The sequence below is a fragment of the Halorussus caseinilyticus genome (assembly GCF_029338395.1).
Classification (GTDB): domain Archaea; phylum Halobacteriota; class Halobacteria; order Halobacteriales; family Haladaptataceae; genus Halorussus; species Halorussus caseinilyticus.
In genome coordinates this window covers 2277879-2296131 of sequence record NZ_CP119809.1, presented here as the reverse complement: position 1 = coordinate 2296131, position 18253 = coordinate 2277879, and the positions used below count along the sequence as shown (strand labels likewise).

Below are 18253 nucleotides of genomic sequence, written 5' to 3'. Positions count from 1 at the left end.
TGGAAACCGGAACCCGCACTCGATTACCGACACGTCCACGCCGCGATACCGAGTAGGACGGCGACCCCGAGGTACGTCGGCCAGAGCGGTGCCAGTATCGGACATCCGGCCCAGTAGAAGTTGACGGTCGAGAAATCGACCGACATCACGCGGTAGGTGTCGGGCGGAACCGACGGCAGGCACTTCCACGAGACCAGCGCCCGCGTCGTGAGAGCGACCCCGAGACCGACGAACGCCGACGAGAGCAGTGCCACGGCGAGTTCGTCTTTCCGAATCGAACTGTTCACGTCGGCAGGAAGTAACCACGGCGGTATCTGCCTACCGGACTACACGTACATCAGCGGAACCATCGCGGCGACGCCGACCCCGAGACCCGCGAGCAGTTCCCGGTAGCCGTCTCCCGAAAGCGTCTCGCCGGTCTCCAACGCCTCGGGGATGAACTCGGTGACGACCAGATAAATCATCGCGCCCGCGGCGAACCCGAACCCGAAGGGGAGGAACTCCTTGGCCCACCGGACGAACGCGAAGGCGATGACTGCACCGATGGGTTGGGGGAGACTCGAAAACACCGCCGCGCCCACCATCCGCCACTTGCTCACGTCCATCGCGCGCATCGGGATGGAGATGGCCAATCCCTCCGGGACGTTGTGGATGGAGATGGCGACGGTCATGAACACCGCGAGCAGGGGCACCGAAAAGCCGAGAATCGGGATGCCCCCCGCGAAGCCCAACTCCGCGAACGAGACGCCGACCGCGACCCCCTCCGGGAAACTGTGGACCGTCAGGATGCCGAGGATGAGGACGAGTTTCCGGAGGTCGCCCTCGGCGAACGCCTCGGCCTCCATCGCGTGTTCGCCGTGGCTATGGCCGCCGTCGGCGTGAGCGTGGTCGTCCTCACCGTGATGGTCGTGACTCGCCTCGCTCTCGTCGCCGCCTTCGATGTCGATGGCGTCGAGCGCCCAGTCTGCCGCTTCCACCAGTACGACGCCCGCGAGGAGACCCCCGACCATCAACACCGGAAAGCCGCCCTCCGCGTACGCCAACCCCTCGTTGACGAGACCGAACAGCGACGCCGACACCATGATGCCCGACGCCAACCCCCACAACGCGACGTTCCACCGGTCGCTGAAGTCGTCCACGACGAAGAAGGGAAGCGCGCCGAGTCCCGTCGCCAGCGCCGTCACGAGACCCGCGACGAACACCAGCACGAGGTTCTCCAGTAGTCCCATGTTCGACCCTTCTCGCTACTACCCGAAAAGAGTTTTCCAAAACGCAAAGTAGTTTTTGGCTATCCTAAAACTCACTTCCCGCCGCGGCGCTGGCGCATCTCGTGACGGGTGAACTGCGGCGTCGCCCGGATACCCTTTCGCCCGCGGAACGTCCGGTAGAGCAGGAACGCGACCCCCGCCGAGAAGACGCCCGCGACTGCCGCCGCTTCCACGGTGGTCAGCGCGTAGAGGAACGCCGTCGAGAACGCGCCCGAGGCGAGCAACATGCCGTAGACGAGGCGCTTGGCGAGGTCCTCGAACACGTCGTTGCCGTCTTCAACGTCCGCCCGGACGTAGAAGTCGTCTCGCTCGATTCGGTCCAGCGCGTTCTCCAGTTTCGGCGGGACCCGGACCGACGACTGAATCGACCGCTGAATCTGGTCGCCCGTCTCGGCGGCGAACTGCTTTATCGACTCCTCGCGGTAGCCCTGTTCGGTCAGGTAGTCGGTCGCAACCGAGATGAAGTCGAAGTCGGGGTCGAGCGTGACGCAGACCCCCTCGACCACGGTAGCGACCCGCAGAACCAGCGCGAGGTTCGAGGGCAGACGCAGGGGGAACTCGTAGATGGTGTCCTCGACCTGCTCGACGATTTGCTGGACCCGGTAGGTCTCGATGTCCTCGCCGCGGGCGTCCTCGATTGCGAGTTCCATCACCTGTCCCATCGTCGCTCGGTCGGCCTCGGGGCTGAGCGTCCCCATCTCCACGAGGGCGTCGAGAATCCCGTCGATGTCCTGATTTGCCACCGCGATATAGAAGTCCACGATTTTGTTCTGGATGAACTCGTCCACTCGACCGGACATGCCGAAGTCGTAGAAGACGATGGTCCCGTCCTCGCGCACCGCGAGGTTTCCGGGGTGCGGGTCGGCGTGGAACACCCCGTCCTCCAGTAGCATCTGGAGGTAGGCCTCCTGTAAGTTGACCGCGAGTTGGTGGCGGTCGAGACCCGTCGCGTCGAGTTCCTCCACGTCGTTGATTTTCGTGCCGGTGATGTACTCCATCGTCAGTACCCGCGGCCCGGAGTGCGAATCGAGGACCGACGGAATCGCCACGTCGTCGTTGCCCTCGAAGTTCGACCGAATCTCTTCGAGCATCGCGGCCTCCCGGCCGTAGTCCATCTCTTGGCGAATCGTCCGGGCGAACTCGTCGGCGAGGTTCTCAAGCGAGAACGCGCGGGCCTGTCCGATGAACCGGAGCAGAATCGGGAGCGACCACCGAATCACGCGCAGGTCGGCGTTCACCAGTTCCTCGATGTTGGGCCGCCGAATCTTCACCGCCACTTCTTCGCCGTCGACTTCGGCGGTGTAGACCTGCCCGAGACTCGCCCCGGAGATGGCCTCCGAGTCGAACTCGTCGAACCGGTCTTCGACTGACCCGAGTTCGTCTTCGAGGACGGCCCGCGCCTCGGCCCACGGCGCTGGCGGCACCTCGTCCTGTAGCTTCGACAGCACGTCCACGTACTCGGGGGGCAGGATGTCCGGCCGAGTCGAGAGCAACTGGCCGAGTTTGATGAACGTCGGGCCGAGCGTCAGCAACGACTCCAGCAGGGTGTTGGCTCGCTCGACGCGCATCCCGCTATCGACGCGGCGAGGTCCGCCGAACAGCAGGTACCGGCGTCTGTCGCGGGCGTAACTCAGCAGTAGCGGCAGGAAGTGGTACGCGACCACGAAGAACCGCCGGTACGCACGGAGGTTAGCCAGTGTGACCACCCCGCGGGGTCACCGGCTCTCGATGGGAATTTCCTGTTCCGGGGTGGCCTCGCGCTTGGGCAGGCGAAGCTCCAGCACTCCCCGGTCGATGGTCGCCTCCGCGTCCGCACCGGTGGCGTCCGGCGGCAGGGGGAGGTCGGCGTCGAGGAACAGCGACCGCTCCTCTTGGAGGTACGAGAAGTCCATCGGCACGTCCTTCTCGCGGCGCGCCTCGATTTCGAGTCGTCCGTCCGTGACACCCACGTCCACCGTCTTCTCGTTGGCACCCGGCAGGTCGATGACCAGCAGGTAGGCGTCGTCGCTCTCCAGCAAGTCGGCGAACACCGCGTCCGGCAACTCCCGCATGGCCTCACGAAGCGCTGACATACCTGCGTCTTAGGACGGCGGGGCGAAAAAGGGTGTGGTCCGGTCTGCGGGGCTTTCCCACACGTTTTTGCCCGCGGGCGGCCGATTTCAACCCATGAGCGAAGACCAACCGGACCGGAAACAGTCCGGGTTCAAGGACAAGACTCGCGTCGGCGAGGCCCGCGAGCGCCTCCTCGACGCGGTGGCTCCTCACGACCGGACCGAGGAGGTGCCCCTCGCCTCCGCAGACGGCCGAGTCCTCGCCGAGGAGGTCGTCGCGGCGCGAAACGTGCCCCATTACCCGCGGGCCGCGATGGACGGCTACGCGGTCCGGGCCGAGGACACCTTCGGCGCGAGCGACCGGTCGCCCGAGGTGCTTGGACGCGCCCGGGAGATGGCACCCCGGAGTGCCGTCAGGGTCCACACCGGGAGCGAACTCCCCGCGGGCGCGGACGCCGTGGTGATGATAGAGCAGGTAGACGAGTTCGGAGACGACGTGGAGGTTTTCGACGCCGTGGCCGAAGGCGAGAACGTCGCGCCGGTCGGCGAGGACGTGGAAGAGGGCCAGCACCTCTACGATGCGGGCCACCGCCTGCGGCCCTCCGATTTGGGCCTGCTCAAGTCGGTCGGCGTCGATACCGTGGCGGTCCGCGAGCGACCCACGGTCGGGGTGGTTCCGACCGGCGAGGAGTTGGTCCAGTCCGACCCCGACTCCGGCGAAGTCGTGGAGACCAACGGCCTGACGGTCTCGCGCTACGTCGAGCGGTGGGCCGGCCGAGCGACCTACCGCGACGTGGTGACCGACGACCCCGACGCGCTCCGGGCGGCCATCCAGCGCGACCTGACGAAAGACGTGGTGGTCACCACCGGCGGGTCGTCGGTGGGCGAGCGCGACCTGCTCCCCGAAGTCGTGGCCGACCTCGGCGAAATCCTGTTCCACGGGGTCGCGCTCAAGCCCGGCCACCCCGTCGCTGTCGGCGTGGTCGAAGAGACGCCGGTCGTGATGCTCCCCGGCTACCCAGTCGCGTGCATCATCAACGCGGTCCAGTTCCTCCGGCCCGCGCTGAAGGCGGTCGGAGGGCTACCCCGAAACGGCTTCCCGACGACCGAGGCCCGACTCGACCGGAAGATTCGGAGCGAACCGGGCATCCGGACGTTCGCTCGGGTGCAACTCGGCGAGGACGACGACGGCGAGGCGACGGCGACCCCCACCAGAGCTTCGGGGTCGGGCGTCCTCTCCAGCGTGGCGCTCGCGGACGGGTGGGTCGAAGTGCCCGAGGGCCGCGAGGGGATTCCGGAGGGCGAGACCGTGAGCGTGCAGGACTGGGAGTGGTCGGCGTGAAACGGAACGGCGAACGTGGACGGACGCTAGAGCAACCTCTACAAGTCTTTCGGGAAGGAAATAGACTTTTAAACAATCAATTTCATTGCTCTGCGGTCGGCGCGCGCTGGCGCGGCGCTCTCGTGCGCCGCGCCCTCCCCGCGCGAGGGACGAGCATCGTAGGCCGGAGCGAAGCGGAGGCCGAGACGCGCAGTCGGTTGGGGAGGCCCGTGGCCCGCGGTCGCGGTGCGGTTCGGGTGGATGAAGGGGCCGCCCGGTCGCGCCGAAGGCGTGGTCGTCTGGCCGACCCCTATCCGCGCCGGGCGGTGCGGAGAGGCGCGGATATGTCGGCCAGCGACCGCGACCGGGCGGGGGCTTCAGAGGCGTTCACCCCCGAATCCTCTGCCGTCGCTTCTGGCCCGTTTCTTCTACGTAGAACCCTGAAAACAACACCCAACCGCCAAACACCACAAGGAGATGATGAAAAATGACAGATAGAAAGGAGTTCAGAGACCTCGCGGACCCCGAAGACGCCCGGCAAGCAATCGCTAGCCTCGACCTAACGCCCGACCCGGAACAGGTCCCCCTCGCGGAGGCCCGCGGCCGCGTCCTCGCGGAGCGAATCGACGCGGCGCTCGACGTGCCGGGGTTCGACCGCGCGAGCATGGACGGCTACGCGGTGCGCGCCCGCGACACCTTCGGCGCGGACGAATCCGACCCCGCGAGCCTCGAACTCGCCGGTGCGGTCCACGCGGGCGAGGAACCCGACGTAGCGGTCGAAGAGGGCCACGCCGTCGAAATCTCGACCGGCGCGGTGATGCCCGAGGGCGCGGACGCCGTTGTGATGGTAGAGCGCACCGAAGAGTCGGACGACGGCGAGACGGTACTGGTCCGGACCGCCGTCGCGCCCGGCGACCACGTGATGCTCGCGGGCGCGGACGTGGCCGCGGGTGAGCGTGCGCTCGGACCGGGAACGCGCCTGACCGCGCGGGAAATCGGCCTGCTGTCCGCGCTCGGCGTCGAGTCAGTGCCTGTCGGAGGCAAGCCGACGGTCGGCATCGTCTCGACCGGCGACGAGTTGGTCCGGCCCGGCGAGGAAGTGGACAGCGCGGCGGGCCAAATCTACGACGTGAACAGCTACACCGTCGCCACAGCGGTCGAAGAGGCGGGCGGAGAGCCGAAACTCTACCCCCACGCTGGCGACGACTACGACGAGATGGAGGCGATTCTGCGAGAGGCCGCAGACGAGTGCGACCTCGTGCTGTCGTCGGGGTCCACGAGCGCAAGCGCCGTGGACGTAATCTACCGCGTCATCGAAGAGCGCGGCGAACTTCTCCTGCACGGCGTGGCGGTCAAACCCGGCAAGCCGATGCTAATCGGACGCGTCGGGGAGTCCGCCTACGTCGGACTCCCCGGATACCCCGTCTCGGCGCTCACCATCTTCCGGACGTTCGTCGCGCCCGCCGTCCGCGAGGCGGCCGGAGTCCCCGAACCCGCCACTGCGACAGTCGAGGCGCGAATGGCCGCCGAGGAGCGATACGGCGAGGGTCGGATGCGGATGATGCCCGTCGGACTGGTCGAGGACGCCGGGAGCGACGGGCCGGGCGACCTGCTGGCCTACACGACCGACAAGGGGAGCGGTGCAACCACCAGTCTCGTGGAGGCCGACGGCGTGGTCGAAGTTCCGGCCGACACCGCCTACGTCGCCGAGGGCGAGTCGGTCGAAGTCCAGTTGTTCTCGCCGGAGGTGCGCCCGCCGACGGCGTTGGGTGTCGGCGAGGACGACCCCGCGCTGGCCCGCCTGCTCGACGCGCTCGAACGACCGCGCTACCTCTCTGTCGGGTCGCGCGAGGGCCTGCGCCGACTCCGCGACGGCGTGCCGGACTTCGCGGTCACGAGCGGCGGGTCCGCCGACGACCGCGGGGTGGAAGCGACCGAACTCGCGGCCTACGACCGCGAGTGGGGACTGGTCGTGCCCGCCGGGAACCCGGAAGAAGTCGCGGGTCTCGTGGACCTCGTGGACCGAGACCTGCGGTTCGTCAACCGGGGGTCGGACTCGGGCCTGCGGACCTCCCTCGGGAACGCCGTCGCGGACCTCGCGGACGACCGGGGAGTCTCGCGCCACGACCTCGTAGAGTCCATCGACGGTTTCGGACTCGCGGCGAAGGCACACGAGAGTCCCGCCAGAAAGGTCGCGGGCGAGCAGGCCGACGCCGGACTCGGCCTGCGAGCGACCGCAGAGAAACTCGGTCTCGGGTTCGTCCCGGTCGGCTCCGAGACGGTCCGCGTGCTGGCGAACCCCGACCGCACCGAGAAGTCCGGCGTCCGGGAACTCCGGCGTGCGCTGGACGAGGAGTTGGACGCCGTACTCTCCGAACTGCCGGGGTTCGGGCGGTAGCGCCCGGTGGAACGTCCACGGGGGGTCGCGGTGACTCTACCGACTCGTAAGTCTTCGATAGTCGAATAGAGAAACGTCTTTAGTCCCTATACAATCAAAATTATTGCCAAAAGAAATAATTATGTTTTCCTCTCCCGGCTCACTTCGAGTTCGGCGTCGTCAGCAACTCGTCGAAGCCCTCCACGCGATAATCGCCCAAGACGCACTGCTCGCGTCGGTGGTGGCCGTGGCGCTCGACGTGAATCGCGTCGAGTCCGGCGTTCCACGCCGCGCCAACGTCGCTCGCGCCGTCGCCCGCGTACACGCCGTCGTGACCGTTCTCTCGGACACTGAGTCGCTCCATCGCGTGGTGCATCGGCGCGGGGTCGGGTTTCCAGCCTAACTCCTCGTCACAGCAGATAACGGTGTCGAACCAGTCGCGGATGTCGAGTTCGTCCAACACGGGGTTGGTGAGAAACGGCTGGCAGTGGGTGACGAGTCCGACCGGACAGTCCAACTCGCCGACGAACGCCGCATCGTCGTAGAGAAACGTCTCTTCGGCCCGGCGCTGTGGGTCCTCCACGTCGTGGAACTCCGGCCAGAAGTCCTCGGGGTCGATTCCCCACTCGCGCAACTGGTCGTTGCGGTTGCCGCCGAGCCCGTGCCAGAGAATCTCGGCCTCGCGGTCGGAGAACTCCCGGCCGAGTCGGTCGCCTACCCGGTCGAACACCGAACGCGGATACGACCAGTCCACGTCGATGAGGGTGCCGTCCAAGTCGAGCAACCAGTAATCGTACTCACGGGCGACCATAGGGACAGACGTGTAGGTACTCCGGCAAAATAAACGTTTTCCGGTCGAGACCGGCGAGCGACCGGAACGGTCGGGGACGCGACGGCCCGAGAACGTCCTACTTTTGGACCTCGATAGAACTCCCGAGGTACTTGTTCAACACCTCGGAGACCGAATCGGCCCTGAACGTCCCGAGGTCGTCCCGAATCTCGTCTCTCAACGCCGCCAGATACTCCTCGTCGGTCTCCAGTGCCCGGTACTCGACCGACACTACCGTCGCGCCGAGCGCTTGCTCGGTCAACCGCCGGAAGTGGCGCTCGTCGTTGATTTCCCCACGCCAGAGGTTGTCACGGAAGAACAACCACCCGTCCTCGCCCGGCGGGTCGGCCCCGCGGGAGAGTCGGGTCTCGAACTCGTCGGGAGCGACCGAGACGCCTTCGGTCGCGGGTTCGAGGCGGAACCGGACCGCGAAGACGTATCTGGCGTCCATCGTCCGACTCCGAGTCAGCGCAGGTCGTTGGTGAGTTCGGCCATGTCCACGTCGGCGTCGGTGATGCCACCCTCCTCGTGGCTAGTGAACCGGACTTCGACCTCCTCGTAGCCGATTTTCATCGTCGGGTGGTGAAACTCCTCTTCGGCGAGTTCGCCGACCTCGGTGGCGAACGCCACGCCTTCGAGGTAGTCGTCGAACTCGAAGACCCGGAGGATTTCGTCGCCTACGCGCTCCCATCCGTCGGGGAGTCGGGCCTGAATCTCGTCGTCGGAAAGCAAATCTGCCATGCGTGGCTGTTCGGCGTTCTGGCTGATAAAGTCCGGTGACAGAGTGGGAAGTCGGAGCCGATTCTCCGGGCGGTGGTCTTTCGTTGCTGTCTGGACGGGAGAATAAAATTTATACGAATCCATACTATAGTCGTATTCGACTACGAATTTCAGAGAGAATTCCCTCATGCCCAAAGCGCATTCATTTCGAGAAATGGATTGGAAGGTAGTCTTTCTAGCCGGTTGGTTAGTCGGCGTTTTTCTAACGATACTCGGTCTCTCCGTGGGTTTGCCACAGGGTGTCGGAAACGCTCCGATGGGCGTCTCGGGTTCCAATCCGGAATATACGCTTCGTCTCATCCAAGCTATCGGAATCTTGCTCCCGCTCTTTACGGGACTGCTACGACTTACGACGAGCGACTATGCTAGGGTTGGACAGAACATCAACAAATTTCTGTTCACCGGGATTCTCCTTCTCGTCGTCGGTGGAATTATCGCTGTTGCTGGAGGATTGACGGCAGATATGGCCGGAGTTCTGAGGCTTGCTCTGGTCTTTGTCCTCCTTACGTTCGTTATGATTGCTGTCGTTGCAGGAATGATGTTCACGAAGATACCTACCGAAACGGCATCCACGGATAGGACGACCGGGGAAACAGGAGACTACGAAGGCGGACAGACAGTGGATGACGAAGGAGTAGGAGACGACTCCGAGGAGGGGACTCCGGAGTGCGACGAACCGAAGAAAACCACGACGGAATCCGACGGGCCAGAAGCGGGGTCAGAACAGACTGATGAGGCAGATGGCGGGAGTGACTCTACGATAGGAGATGGAAGTGAACAGTTATGATGATGGAAACCGAACTTCAAACAAGAACACAAGTGGAGACGGGGCTATAACAATGGCAACTAGACAGGAAATCAACGAAATCGTTGATTACATTCTGAAGTCCCTCGGCGCGTTTGCCACACTCGCCATCGCGTGGGTCGCCTTAGATTCGCTTGCAAACATCACTAACGTCGGAGTCGTAGGCTCGCTCGCTGGACTCGTCTTTATCTCGGCGTTGGTCGCGCTGATTGCTGTCGTCGGGCTTGCAGGTTATCTTCTAGTGAAGTAACTATAGCGACCGATAGCTGTGCGAGTCAGTCGTCGTCGCTCGCAATCATCGCCCGAACGTCGTCGGGCATCCGTTCGGCCACGTCGTCGGGAACCTCGCCGTCGGCGAACTGCTCGCGGACGAACGCCGGTGGCCGGTCGCTCCCGCCGAAGTCGGGGTCGAACAGTTGAAGCGCCGTGTTGATGGTCGCCCAGTCGTCCTCGGCGGCGGCGTCCCGCAGACTCTTGGTCGGCGGCGCGAGCAGTTGCGAGACCAGCGCGTCGGCCAGCGACGAGACGATTTCGCGTTGGTCGTCGGTGAGTCCGCCGTGGGCGTCAAGTTTCGTGAGCGCCTCCGAGAGTTCGCGCTCCTTGGCGCGCTCGGCGCTCTCGTACATCGCCGAAATCACCTCGTCGGCGCGCTTGCGCTTGTAACTCTCGAGCAGGTGGTCGAACTCCCGGTCTATCATCGCCTCTACCGATTCGGCGGCGGCCCGGCGTCGGCGCTCGGTCTCGTCCGTGACCGACTCCAGCGCCGACATGCCGTGGACGCGCACGCCGTTCAGCGTCTCCGCGGCGGGCGACACGTCCCGCGGTTGGGCGATGTCCACGACTTCCATCTCGCCGGACCCGCGGAAGTCGTCGGCGGTGAGGACGTGTGTGTCGCTTCCCGTGGCGCTGACTACCACGTCCGCGAAGTTGAGCGTCGAGGCGAGTTCGTCGAGTGCGACCGTGTGTACGTCGTCGTGGTCCACAGCCCGAGCGACTTCGGCCGCGCCGTCGAGCGACCGGTTGGCGACGTAGAGCGTGTGAACGTCGGCGTCAGCGAGGGCGTGGGCCGCGATGGTTCCCATCTCTCCCGCGCCGACGACCAACGCGGTGGCGTCGGTGAGGTCGGTGTGGTCGCCGAGCAGTCTGACCGCCGCGCTCCCGACCGACACCGCGCCGTCGTTGATGTCGGTCTCGGTCCGGGCGCGTTCCCCGACGTGGATGGCTTTCGTCACCGCCGCGTCCAACATCGGGCCGAGCGCACCCACCTCGCGGGCCGACTCGTAGGCGTCCCGAATCTGCCCGAGAATCTGGTCCTCGCCGAGGACGAGCGATTCGAGTCCGGCCGCCACCCGGAGCAAGTGGCGCAGGCTCTGTTCGTGGCCCATCTCTACGACGGAGTGTCCGCCCACGTCGGGCGCGAAGTCGGCCAACGTCGCACGTCCGGCGGTATCGGCGTCGGTGACGACGTAGGCCTCGAAGCGGTTGCACGTCTGGAGCGTGAACGCTTCGTTGACGCCCGGCGCGTCGAGCAGTCGCCGGAGAACCATCTTTTCGTCGGCGTGGCAGGCGGCCTCAACCTCGTCCAGTCCCGCGTGGTCGTGACTGACCCGAACGCCCGAGACGACGCCCGTCGCCGCGGTCACGGGAATCGCCCCCCGAGTTGCGTGCCAGAGAGAGAGATTTCGAGAGTCATGTTTTCACCCTGTGTCTGCACCCGTCGCACCGTTCTTGTCGGAGGCTTGGGTCGGCCGGTACGTAAACCCTTCCAAACGCGACACATCGTGCAGGTACCTGCAAGCGTCGGTTCACCCCTCGACGCCGGTCACGTCGAATCCGAGGTCACGAACGTCTTCGAGGATGGTCTCGTGGTCGGCGGTGGCCTCGTAGTAGAACACCACGTCGAAGGTGCCCTCCCGCAGGAGTTGCTGGCACTCCCAGACGAACGACTCGTCGTCTAAGGTCAGACCTTGATGCTGGTTCGAGGCGAAGTCGGTGTCGTCGGTGCCCGAGTAGACGAAGGTGTCTTTCGGGTCGTGACCCGCGCGTTCGGCGATGATTTCGCCGATGTCTACGGTTGCCTGATGCATCTCGATGTCCTCGTCGCTCCCGAGGTCGGTGCGGACGATGGCCCCGTTGAGTTCGATGTCGCCGGGTTCGAGCAGTTGCTTCGTCCTGCGATAGAGGTCCTCGTCGAGTGCGTCTTCCATACTCGAAGCAAGCCGACCACCGGTTAAACGCCCTACGGTTTGCGAGGATAGCCGCCGCTACCGGGTCGGCGCCAATAAAAGCTCAGTTCGACGCGATACGTTTACAGACGTTTGAGGTTCTTCGCGCGCGGACCCTTGTCCGCCTGCTCTATTTCGAACTCGACTTCCTGCCCCTCTTCGAGGTCGGGACCGCCGATGTCCTCCATGTGGAAGAACACGTCTTCGTCAGCATCCTCGGTGTCGATGAAACCGTAACCGCCAGTGTCGTTGAAGAAATCAACCGTACCTTTCGCCATTGCGTTCTGTCTAAAGTCCCTCCACGCTTAAAAAGGTATGCAACTAGCTGAAGCTGGTGGGCCGACAGGTCGCCGAACCGAACGGTACAGGGTCAAAAGGCTAATTGCTCTCGGCGGTGACGAAGCCAGTAACGGATGTTCCAGTGGGCACGGCGGCGAGTTGGGGCCGCCTACGAGCGACTTCTGAGACGGGAGATTTCCGGCGCACCGACGCACGTCGCCGTCATCCAAGACGGGAATCGGCGGTACGCCGACAAGCAGGGCGAGGACACTCCCGACGGCTACCGCGCGGGTGCAAAGACCACCGAGCGCGTGCTGAACTGGTGTAAGGAGATGGGAGTCGAGGAGTTGACCCTGTACGCCTTCTCGACCGAGAACTTCGAACGACCCGACCACGAGCAAGCGGTGCTGTTCGACCTGCTCGAAGAGAAACTCTACGAGTTCGGCGACAACGACCGGGTTCACGACGACGAGGTGTGCATCCAAGCTATCGGCGATAGGGACCGACTCCCCGGACGAGTACAGGAGGCCATCGACTACGCCGAGCGCCGGACCGCCGACTACGACTCGTTCACGCTCAACGTCGCGCTTGCCTACGGCGGCCGGAACGAACTTCTCGGGGCCGCCCGCGACGTGGCCGGTGCGGTCGAAGACGGCGAGTTGGACCCCGAGGACATCGACGTGGCCGAAATCGAAGAGCGAATCTACGACCGGCCGCTCCGCGACGTGGACCTCATCATCCGGACCGGCGGGGACGAGCGCACCTCGAACTTCCTGCCGTGGCACGCCAACGGCAACGAGGCGGCGGTGTTCTTCTGCACTCCCTACTGGCCGGAGTTCTCGAAGGTGGACTTCCTCCGGGGGATTCGGACCTACGAGTCCCGCGAGGAGTCGTGGCGGCGCGCGAAGGCCAAGCGCGCGCTGGCGCTGGTGAAGGCCCTCGGCGGCGTGGAGTTGGCCGAGGCCCGCGGCGTCATCGACCGGTTCCGCGGGAGTCTGCCCGACGAGTCGAGCGTCGAAGAGATGGGCGCGGAGGAGTTGGGTATCGAGGAGTTCGAGGCGGACGGCGAGTCGTCGGAGGCGTGAGCTACTATAAATACAGACTCATTCTTGATGGATTTAGTTCTCCAGAGTTGTTGGTTGTGTGTATGTATGTTGTTGGTAAATTTCGCCGAAACAGTCTTCTCATATTTACTCGTATTTTCAATACATGGTTGCAGAAAGCGCGTTTATCGCAGGGTTTGCAGGTATTATCAGTGCTTTAGCCACTCAGTGGTTCGTTTATAGACGACGTAAAATTGAAGCAGTAAATGAAATTAGGTCTATATTAAAAAGATTCGAAGATATGGATGTCAATGATGTAATCCGGGCTAAAAAAGATATTGAGAAACAATTGACAGATAAGAAAATGACAGATATTTGGTTTCTACGGGAGCGATTACTCGAAATTAGAGTAACTTCACACGCTTCCCTAAATGCAGAAGAAAAAGAGTCAGTAACCGAGGTTTTCAAGCAATTCGAATATATAAATAGGGATTTGGGGAAAGATGGAACACATATGAAGGAAAGAGAGATTGCCAAAAGAATTCAGGAGAAGTCAAAAGTTGCTCTTGAAAAGATTTCTCCCCGCAGGTGGTGGGGAATATAATTAGGTCGTCGCCTATCGCCCGAACCGCCGCTGGCGATTCTTGTAGTCCAACAGCGCACGGAGGTAGTCGCGCTTCCGGAAGTCCCGCCAGTTCACGTCGGTGAAGTAGAGTTCCGAGTACACCGACTGCCAAATCATGAAGTCCGAGAGTCGTTCCGCGCCCGTCTTGATAACGAGGTCCGGGTTCTCGGGGAACACCAGATGCTCCTCGACTTCGCTCTCGCCCACCTCCTCGGCGGTCAACTCGCCGTCCCGCACGTTTTCGGCGATTTTCCGGACCGCGCCAGCGAACTCGTGTTTGCCACCGAGACCGATGGAGACCTGAATCGGCGCGTCGGCGCGTTGGGTGTCGTCGGGGCCGCGGACCGCCAACTTGCGCGGGGCCGACACCCCTTCGAGTTCGCGCTGGAGCGTCGGGGCCGCTTCGGGGTCCAAGACGCTGGCGTAGACGGTGATTCGTTCGACATCGTACTCGAAGGCCCACTCGAAGAAGGCTTCGAGGGTGGCGTACGCGCCCTGTTCGAGCAAGTCGCGTTCGGTGATGTTGACCGCGACGTGACTCGGCGGGTCGGCGTCGTGTCTCCGGAGGCGGGCGGCGAGATACCGGTCGTACACTCCCACAGACCGTAGTTCGCGGGCCATCGTCCTAAACGTCACGGACTGGGTTACGGTGGTTTCGTGTCGTCCGAGCGCCAGTAAATACGTCGCGCTACTCACCCGGCGGATTTAAGCCGGGGGGCTAATCATACCACTTCATGAGCGTTCCCGCCATCGTACAGTCCCGGTTGAACGGCGAACAGGTCGCCGCACGAGTCTCCCTCGGAGGCGAAGACGGTCTCTACGTGACCAAGACGCGGACCCTCATCTATCGCGCGGACGGACTCCTGAGCGACGAGTCCGTCGAGGAGTACTCTCACGACGCCGAGCGAATCGAGATTTCGGAGGGGCGGCGCAAGTCGTCTGTCACCCTCGACTACGGCATCGACGGCCAAGAGAAGTTCAAAGTGCCGTCGAACCGCCTCTACGAGGCGCTTCACCCCGTGCTGGCGGGCGTGTTGAACGCCGCCGACGTGACCGGACCCGACGAGACGGTCAAACAGACCTACCAGTTCAGCGAACTCACGCTGGTCATCACCAGCGAACGCGTCGTCAAGCACGTCGGCGCGGCGGTGTGGGACGAGGACTACGAGGAGTTCCACTTTGCCGACGTGACCGCCCTCGACGTGGAGGAAGGGAGCGTCTCCTCCCAGATTATCATCGAGAGCGCGGGCCGACCCCAGCGCATCAAGACCCCGAGCGACCAGACCCGCGAGGTCCGCGAGCGCATCGAGCGCGCACTGCTTGAGTACCACGGCGCGAGTTCCTACGAGGAGTTCGCGCGGGAACACGCCGACCCGGACGACCACGCCGACGCCGAGGGCGAGGCGTCCGCCGACTCCGACCCCGACGCCGACGAGGAGGCCGACCCGCTGGCCGGTGGCGGCGTGGACCCCATCGACGCCAACCCGCCGGAACTCGACGAGAACGGTGCCATCGTGGAGGAGGAAGCCAGCGTCACGACGGCCGACCGACCCGACGACGCCGAATCCGTGAGCGCCGCCGAAGCGAGCGACGCGGCGGCGAAAGCGGCCGCGGCGAGCGCGAGCGCCCCAGAATCCACCGAGAGCGCCGAGCGAGCCGAACGCGCCGACTCCGAGTCGGCGCGTTCGCAGACGGACCAGTCTGGCGACTCCGACGAGGCGGCGCTGACCGCGGACGCCGCCGACACCACGGACACCGAAGACACCGCGGACGCCGCCGACGCGAGCGGGGCCGCCACCGCCGCGAACGCGAGCGCCGAGACCACCGATTCGGACGGGTTCGCCGACTCGGGCTTCGAACCGGCGAGTTCGGAGTTGGAGCGCGACACCACCGAGGCCCAACTGGAGGCGCTGACCGAGGCGGTCCAGCACCAGAACGAACTGCTGGCCGAGCAACAGCGCACGCTACAGAAGCTCATCGACGAGTTGAGTCGCGGTCGGTGAGCGGGGGTCGGTGAATCCGTCGTCGGGGGGTCAGTGGCGGGCGTCAGTCCCGACCGGTGACCTTCCGGATGCACTCGGGACCGAACGCGCCGTGTTCGCCCGCATCGAGTTTGATGAAGTGTCCCGTCGAGATGCTCGCGCCGCACCGCCGACACGAGAAGTCGCCCTCCTTCGTGACGACTTCGCTCTGGAAGCTGACGTAGCCGCCGCCAGTGGTCTTGACGATACCGTTCTCGCGCTCGATGACGCCGCGCTTCTCGGCCTCGTCCAGAATCTTGCGCGTCGTCGCCGGGTGGGTCGTGACGGTTTCGATGCGGTCTACCGCCTCCGCGACCGTCAACTCGGGGTGTTCGACTTTCGAGAGGAGTTCGACGCCGACAGCTACGGGGTCGGCGTCGTCGGCGGAGTCTGCGCGCGTCCCCTCGCCCGCGGACTCGGCGTCTTCGCTCATCGCTTCCAAGTCGCTCCCGGCCGGGATTAAAGGTTGCGCGAGTCGCCGGGGGAACGGGACCGTTTCGGGAGTCCCTCGTTCGCCTCGTCTCGTGACAGCTACCGCCGGAATCGTCGGGAAGAAGTCCCAGAAAGCCCCCGCCCGGTCGCGGTCACGCGACCGGGCGGCCCCTTTATCTCACCCTGTCGATTGGTCGGCCGGGCGCGTCCGACCGGTCGGTTCGCCGCCGACTCGGGCAGAACGGACGCCATTGACTAACTATACATTGCTAAAAGCAACAGAAAAATTTCTTTTGGAAACGTCGAAAATGCCCTCCCGTCAGCGCGACCGTCGGGTTTCCCGACGGTCGCTCAGCGCCTGCGCGCGGCGACCAGCGCGGCCAGCGCGAGCGCGACGACCCCGGCCGACAGCGAGAATCCGGGGAGACCGGTGTCGAGGTCCGACTTCGACTGAACCGACGGGTCGTTGGGCGCGTAGTCCACGTCGTCGGGCACGCCGTCGCCGTCGGAGTCTCGCGCTTCGGCGTCGGTGGTCGTCTCGCCCTCGTCGGGCACCTCTTCGACTTCGAACTGGAGCGAGAGACCGTCTTCCTGCTTGGCCATGTTCTGGTGGCCGACCGGGAAGTAGGTGATAGACGCCTGCACCGTCTTCGGTCCGGGGTCGCTCCCGTACACCTCGGCGCGGACGTTCTTGATTTCGCCGGGTTCGACGACGAACGTGGAGGTGCTGAGACCCCCACCACTGCTCTGGATGTTGCTCCCGCCGCTGACCCGAACGCCGTTTGGCACTTGGAGCGTAATCTGGACTTTGACCGGGCAGTCGTTGGTGATGTCGCTGGCAATCGCGCCCGAGATTTGGCCGGGGTCGTCTGGCCTGACCGTCGTGTCGTCGGTGTGCAACTGCACCGCCTGCATCCGCGGTTCCCCGTTCGAGGGCCGACACCCCTCGGCAGTCGTCGCCGGTGGCTCTGACTCCGCGGGCGTCGTGGTCGGCGTGACTGTGGTCGTAGTCGGCGCGGCCGTGGTCGTGGTCGTCGCGGCCGTGGTCGTGGTCGTCGCGGCCGTGGTCGTCGTGGTCGCAGTCGTCACGGTGGTCGTCCGGGTCGGCGAACGCGTCCGCCGGTCCCCGACACTCACCGCCGGTTCCGAGTCGAGTCGGTAGCGAATCTTCACGTAGTCCCACTCCGCGCCGGGGTCCCCGCCGTGGTCCCGGAAGACGATTCGGGAGTAGCGGTAGGTCTCCTCGGCGTCGTACACCTTGCTCCCCGTCTCGCCGTTCGCCTCGTTCTCGGCGTACGCCTCGATGTCGCCGTTGGGTCGGAGGACGACTTCCTCCCGAATCGGTTGGTCCACCGCGAACTGGCCCGCGGCCAGCAGTTTTCGGCGGTCGGGCGAGTTCCACCCGATGTTGACGCCCACGCCGTCGTCGCCGTTCTGGTAGGTCCGCACGAAGAGCAATCGGTGGCCTTCACCGTTCTCGTTGACCAACCACGCCCGGCGCTGGTCGGTCCCGCCGCCGGTCGAACGCGAGATAACCCGCGTCTCCCAGTAGATAGGCACGTTCGACTGCACGAGCGACTGGCTCAGGTTCCGGTGGATTCGAACGCCGTCGCCGCGGGGTTTCAGCGCGCCGCCGGATTCGGTCCACTGCCCCGACTCGACGGTCCACTTCGAGTCGAGACTACCGTCGTCGAATCCGTCGTAGACGTTGTACCGGGCCTGATTCCACGGGACGGTCGCCGAGGACGCCGCCGGGTTGCCGTAGTAGACGGCGATGTCCGAGCGCGTCTGTCGCGCACCGACGTTCACCTGAAAAGCGAGTCGGTACCCGTCTCCGGTCTCTCTCACGCCGAAGTCGAGGACTTCACCGGTCGCTTCGTCCACGACGCGAATCGAGGCTGGGGACGCCGAACCGATGTCGATGGTCGGCGTCACGACGGGGTAGTTTCGCAGGTCGGTCCCCGACTGTTCGGTCACGTCGATGGGTCGCTTGTACTGCCAGTCGGCGTTCCACCACGTCGTCGCCGTCGTCGCCGTCGCCCCAGTCGCCTCCGGTCCGTCCGCCGGTGTCGGACCGTCTACCGCCGGAGCGTCTTGCAGGGCCAGCGCCGAGGCCCCCGAGGAGACGACTGCTATCGCGGCGAGAACTGCCAGCGTCGAACGCAAGAGAGTCATCTTCGAATCGTACATACCGCAC

20 protein-coding genes are annotated in these 18253 nt (G+C 64.7%); 7 read left to right on the top strand and 13 right to left on the bottom strand.

All coding sequences use genetic code 11. The features are described 5' to 3' along the window. Window positions 1–23: 23 nt before the first annotated feature. The 4 genes from P2T60_RS11505 to P2T60_RS11490 all read right to left on the bottom strand — a co-directional run bounded on the left by P2T60_RS11505 (window position 24) and on the right by P2T60_RS11490 (window position 3340). Window positions 24–287, bottom strand: a complete 264-nt coding sequence (locus P2T60_RS11505; RefSeq protein ID WP_276279393.1) for a hypothetical protein — start codon at window positions 285–287, stop codon at window positions 24–26. 39 nt (window positions 288–326) lie between these two features. Next, a complete protein-coding gene (locus tag P2T60_RS11500; RefSeq protein WP_276279392.1) occupies window positions 327–1229 on the bottom strand; it encodes a ZIP family metal transporter in 903 nt (300 codons plus the stop codon). Window positions 1230–1300: 71 nt separating this feature from the next. Beyond that, a complete protein-coding gene (locus P2T60_RS11495; protein WP_276279391.1) occupies window positions 1301–2974 on the bottom strand; it encodes an ABC1 kinase family protein in 1674 nt (557 codons plus the stop codon). 9 nt (window positions 2975–2983) lie between these two features. Continuing rightward, window positions 2984–3340, bottom strand: coding sequence for an Hsp20/alpha crystallin family protein (locus P2T60_RS11490; RefSeq protein ID WP_276279390.1), 357 nt, complete (start codon window positions 3338–3340; stop codon window positions 2984–2986). A 94-nt stretch (window positions 3341–3434) separates the two neighbouring features. On the opposite strand from P2T60_RS11490, the gene P2T60_RS11485 reads away from it, so the two are divergent. After that, the gene (locus P2T60_RS11485) at window positions 3435–4661 is read left to right on the top strand and encodes a molybdopterin molybdotransferase MoeA (protein WP_276279389.1); all 1227 of its coding nucleotides are present in this window, start codon (window positions 3435–3437) and stop codon (window positions 4659–4661) included. Between the two features lie 466 nt (window positions 4662–5127). Next, a complete protein-coding gene (locus P2T60_RS11480) occupies window positions 5128–7038 on the top strand; it encodes a molybdopterin biosynthesis protein (protein WP_276279388.1) in 1911 nt (636 codons plus the stop codon). 139 nt (window positions 7039–7177) lie between these two features. On the opposite strand, the gene P2T60_RS11475 is transcribed toward P2T60_RS11480, so the two are convergent. From P2T60_RS11475 to P2T60_RS11465, 3 genes are all read right to left on the bottom strand, one after another. After that, a complete protein-coding gene (locus P2T60_RS11475; protein ID WP_276279387.1) occupies window positions 7178–7828 on the bottom strand; it encodes an HAD family hydrolase in 651 nt (216 codons plus the stop codon). A gap of 97 nt (window positions 7829–7925) precedes the next feature. Then, complete coding sequence (gene lwrS / locus P2T60_RS11470) at window positions 7926–8297, bottom strand: LWR-salt protein (RefSeq protein WP_276279386.1); 372 nt, start codon at window positions 8295–8297, stop codon at window positions 7926–7928. Between the two features lie 14 nt (window positions 8298–8311). After that, window positions 8312–8587: a 4a-hydroxytetrahydrobiopterin dehydratase gene (locus P2T60_RS11465; RefSeq protein WP_276279385.1), complete on the bottom strand. Its 276-nt coding sequence runs from the start codon at window positions 8585–8587 to the stop codon at window positions 8312–8314. Window positions 8588–8780: 193 nt separating this feature from the next. On the opposite strand from P2T60_RS11465, the gene P2T60_RS11460 reads away from it, so the two are divergent. After that, the gene (locus P2T60_RS11460; RefSeq protein WP_276279384.1) at window positions 8781–9413 is read left to right on the top strand and encodes a hypothetical protein; all 633 of its coding nucleotides are present in this window, start codon (window positions 8781–8783) and stop codon (window positions 9411–9413) included. After that, complete coding sequence (locus P2T60_RS11455) at window positions 9394–9681, top strand: hypothetical protein (protein WP_276279383.1); 288 nt, start codon at window positions 9394–9396, stop codon at window positions 9679–9681. The genes P2T60_RS11460 and P2T60_RS11455 overlap by 20 nt, the downstream gene beginning before the upstream one ends. A 25-nt stretch (window positions 9682–9706) precedes the next feature. On the opposite strand, the gene hemA is transcribed toward P2T60_RS11455, so the two are convergent. The 3 genes from hemA to P2T60_RS11440 all read right to left on the bottom strand — a co-directional run bounded on the left by hemA (window position 9707) and on the right by P2T60_RS11440 (window position 11934). After that, complete coding sequence (hemA, locus tag P2T60_RS11450) at window positions 9707–11074, bottom strand: glutamyl-tRNA reductase (RefSeq protein WP_276279382.1); 1368 nt, start codon at window positions 11072–11074, stop codon at window positions 9707–9709. Window positions 11075–11236: 162 nt separating this feature from the next. Beyond that, window positions 11237–11638, bottom strand: a complete 402-nt coding sequence (locus P2T60_RS11445) for a DUF5778 family protein (protein ID WP_276279381.1) — start codon at window positions 11636–11638, stop codon at window positions 11237–11239. A gap of 101 nt (window positions 11639–11739) precedes the next feature. Further along, entirely contained in the window at window positions 11740–11934 is a 195-nt protein-coding gene (locus tag P2T60_RS11440; protein ID WP_163520280.1) for a cold-shock protein, read from the bottom strand. 135 nt (window positions 11935–12069) lie between these two features. On the opposite strand from P2T60_RS11440, the gene uppS reads away from it, so the two are divergent. Both uppS and P2T60_RS11430 read left to right on the top strand, forming a co-directional pair. Then, window positions 12070–13020, top strand: coding sequence for a polyprenyl diphosphate synthase (gene uppS, locus P2T60_RS11435; RefSeq protein ID WP_276279380.1), 951 nt, complete (start codon window positions 12070–12072; stop codon window positions 13018–13020). Window positions 13021–13144: 124 nt separating this feature from the next. Continuing rightward, window positions 13145–13582: a hypothetical protein gene (locus P2T60_RS11430; RefSeq protein ID WP_276279379.1), complete on the top strand. Its 438-nt coding sequence runs from the start codon at window positions 13145–13147 to the stop codon at window positions 13580–13582. Between the two features lie 12 nt (window positions 13583–13594). On the opposite strand, the gene P2T60_RS11425 is transcribed toward P2T60_RS11430, so the two are convergent. After that, window positions 13595–14203 (bottom strand): undecaprenyl diphosphate synthase family protein, encoded by a 609-nt coding sequence (locus P2T60_RS11425; RefSeq protein ID WP_276279378.1) that lies wholly within the window; start codon window positions 14201–14203, stop codon window positions 13595–13597. Between the two features lie 134 nt (window positions 14204–14337). Here P2T60_RS11425 and P2T60_RS11420 point away from each other — a divergent pair, with 134 nt between their 5' ends. Continuing rightward, the gene (locus tag P2T60_RS11420) at window positions 14338–15606 is read left to right on the top strand and encodes a DUF7115 domain-containing protein (protein ID WP_276279377.1); all 1269 of its coding nucleotides are present in this window, start codon (window positions 14338–14340) and stop codon (window positions 15604–15606) included. Window positions 15607–15649: 43 nt separating this feature from the next. Here the strand turns inward: P2T60_RS11420 and P2T60_RS11415 are convergent, their stop codons facing one another. Together P2T60_RS11415 and P2T60_RS11410 are read right to left on the bottom strand one after the other, a co-directional pair. Further along, window positions 15650–16057, bottom strand: coding sequence for a DUF5830 family protein (locus tag P2T60_RS11415; protein ID WP_276279376.1), 408 nt, complete (start codon window positions 16055–16057; stop codon window positions 15650–15652). A gap of 350 nt (window positions 16058–16407) precedes the next feature. Next, window positions 16408–18231, bottom strand: coding sequence for a hypothetical protein (locus P2T60_RS11410; RefSeq protein WP_276279375.1), 1824 nt, complete (start codon window positions 18229–18231; stop codon window positions 16408–16410). Window positions 18232–18253: the final 22 nt, after the last annotated feature.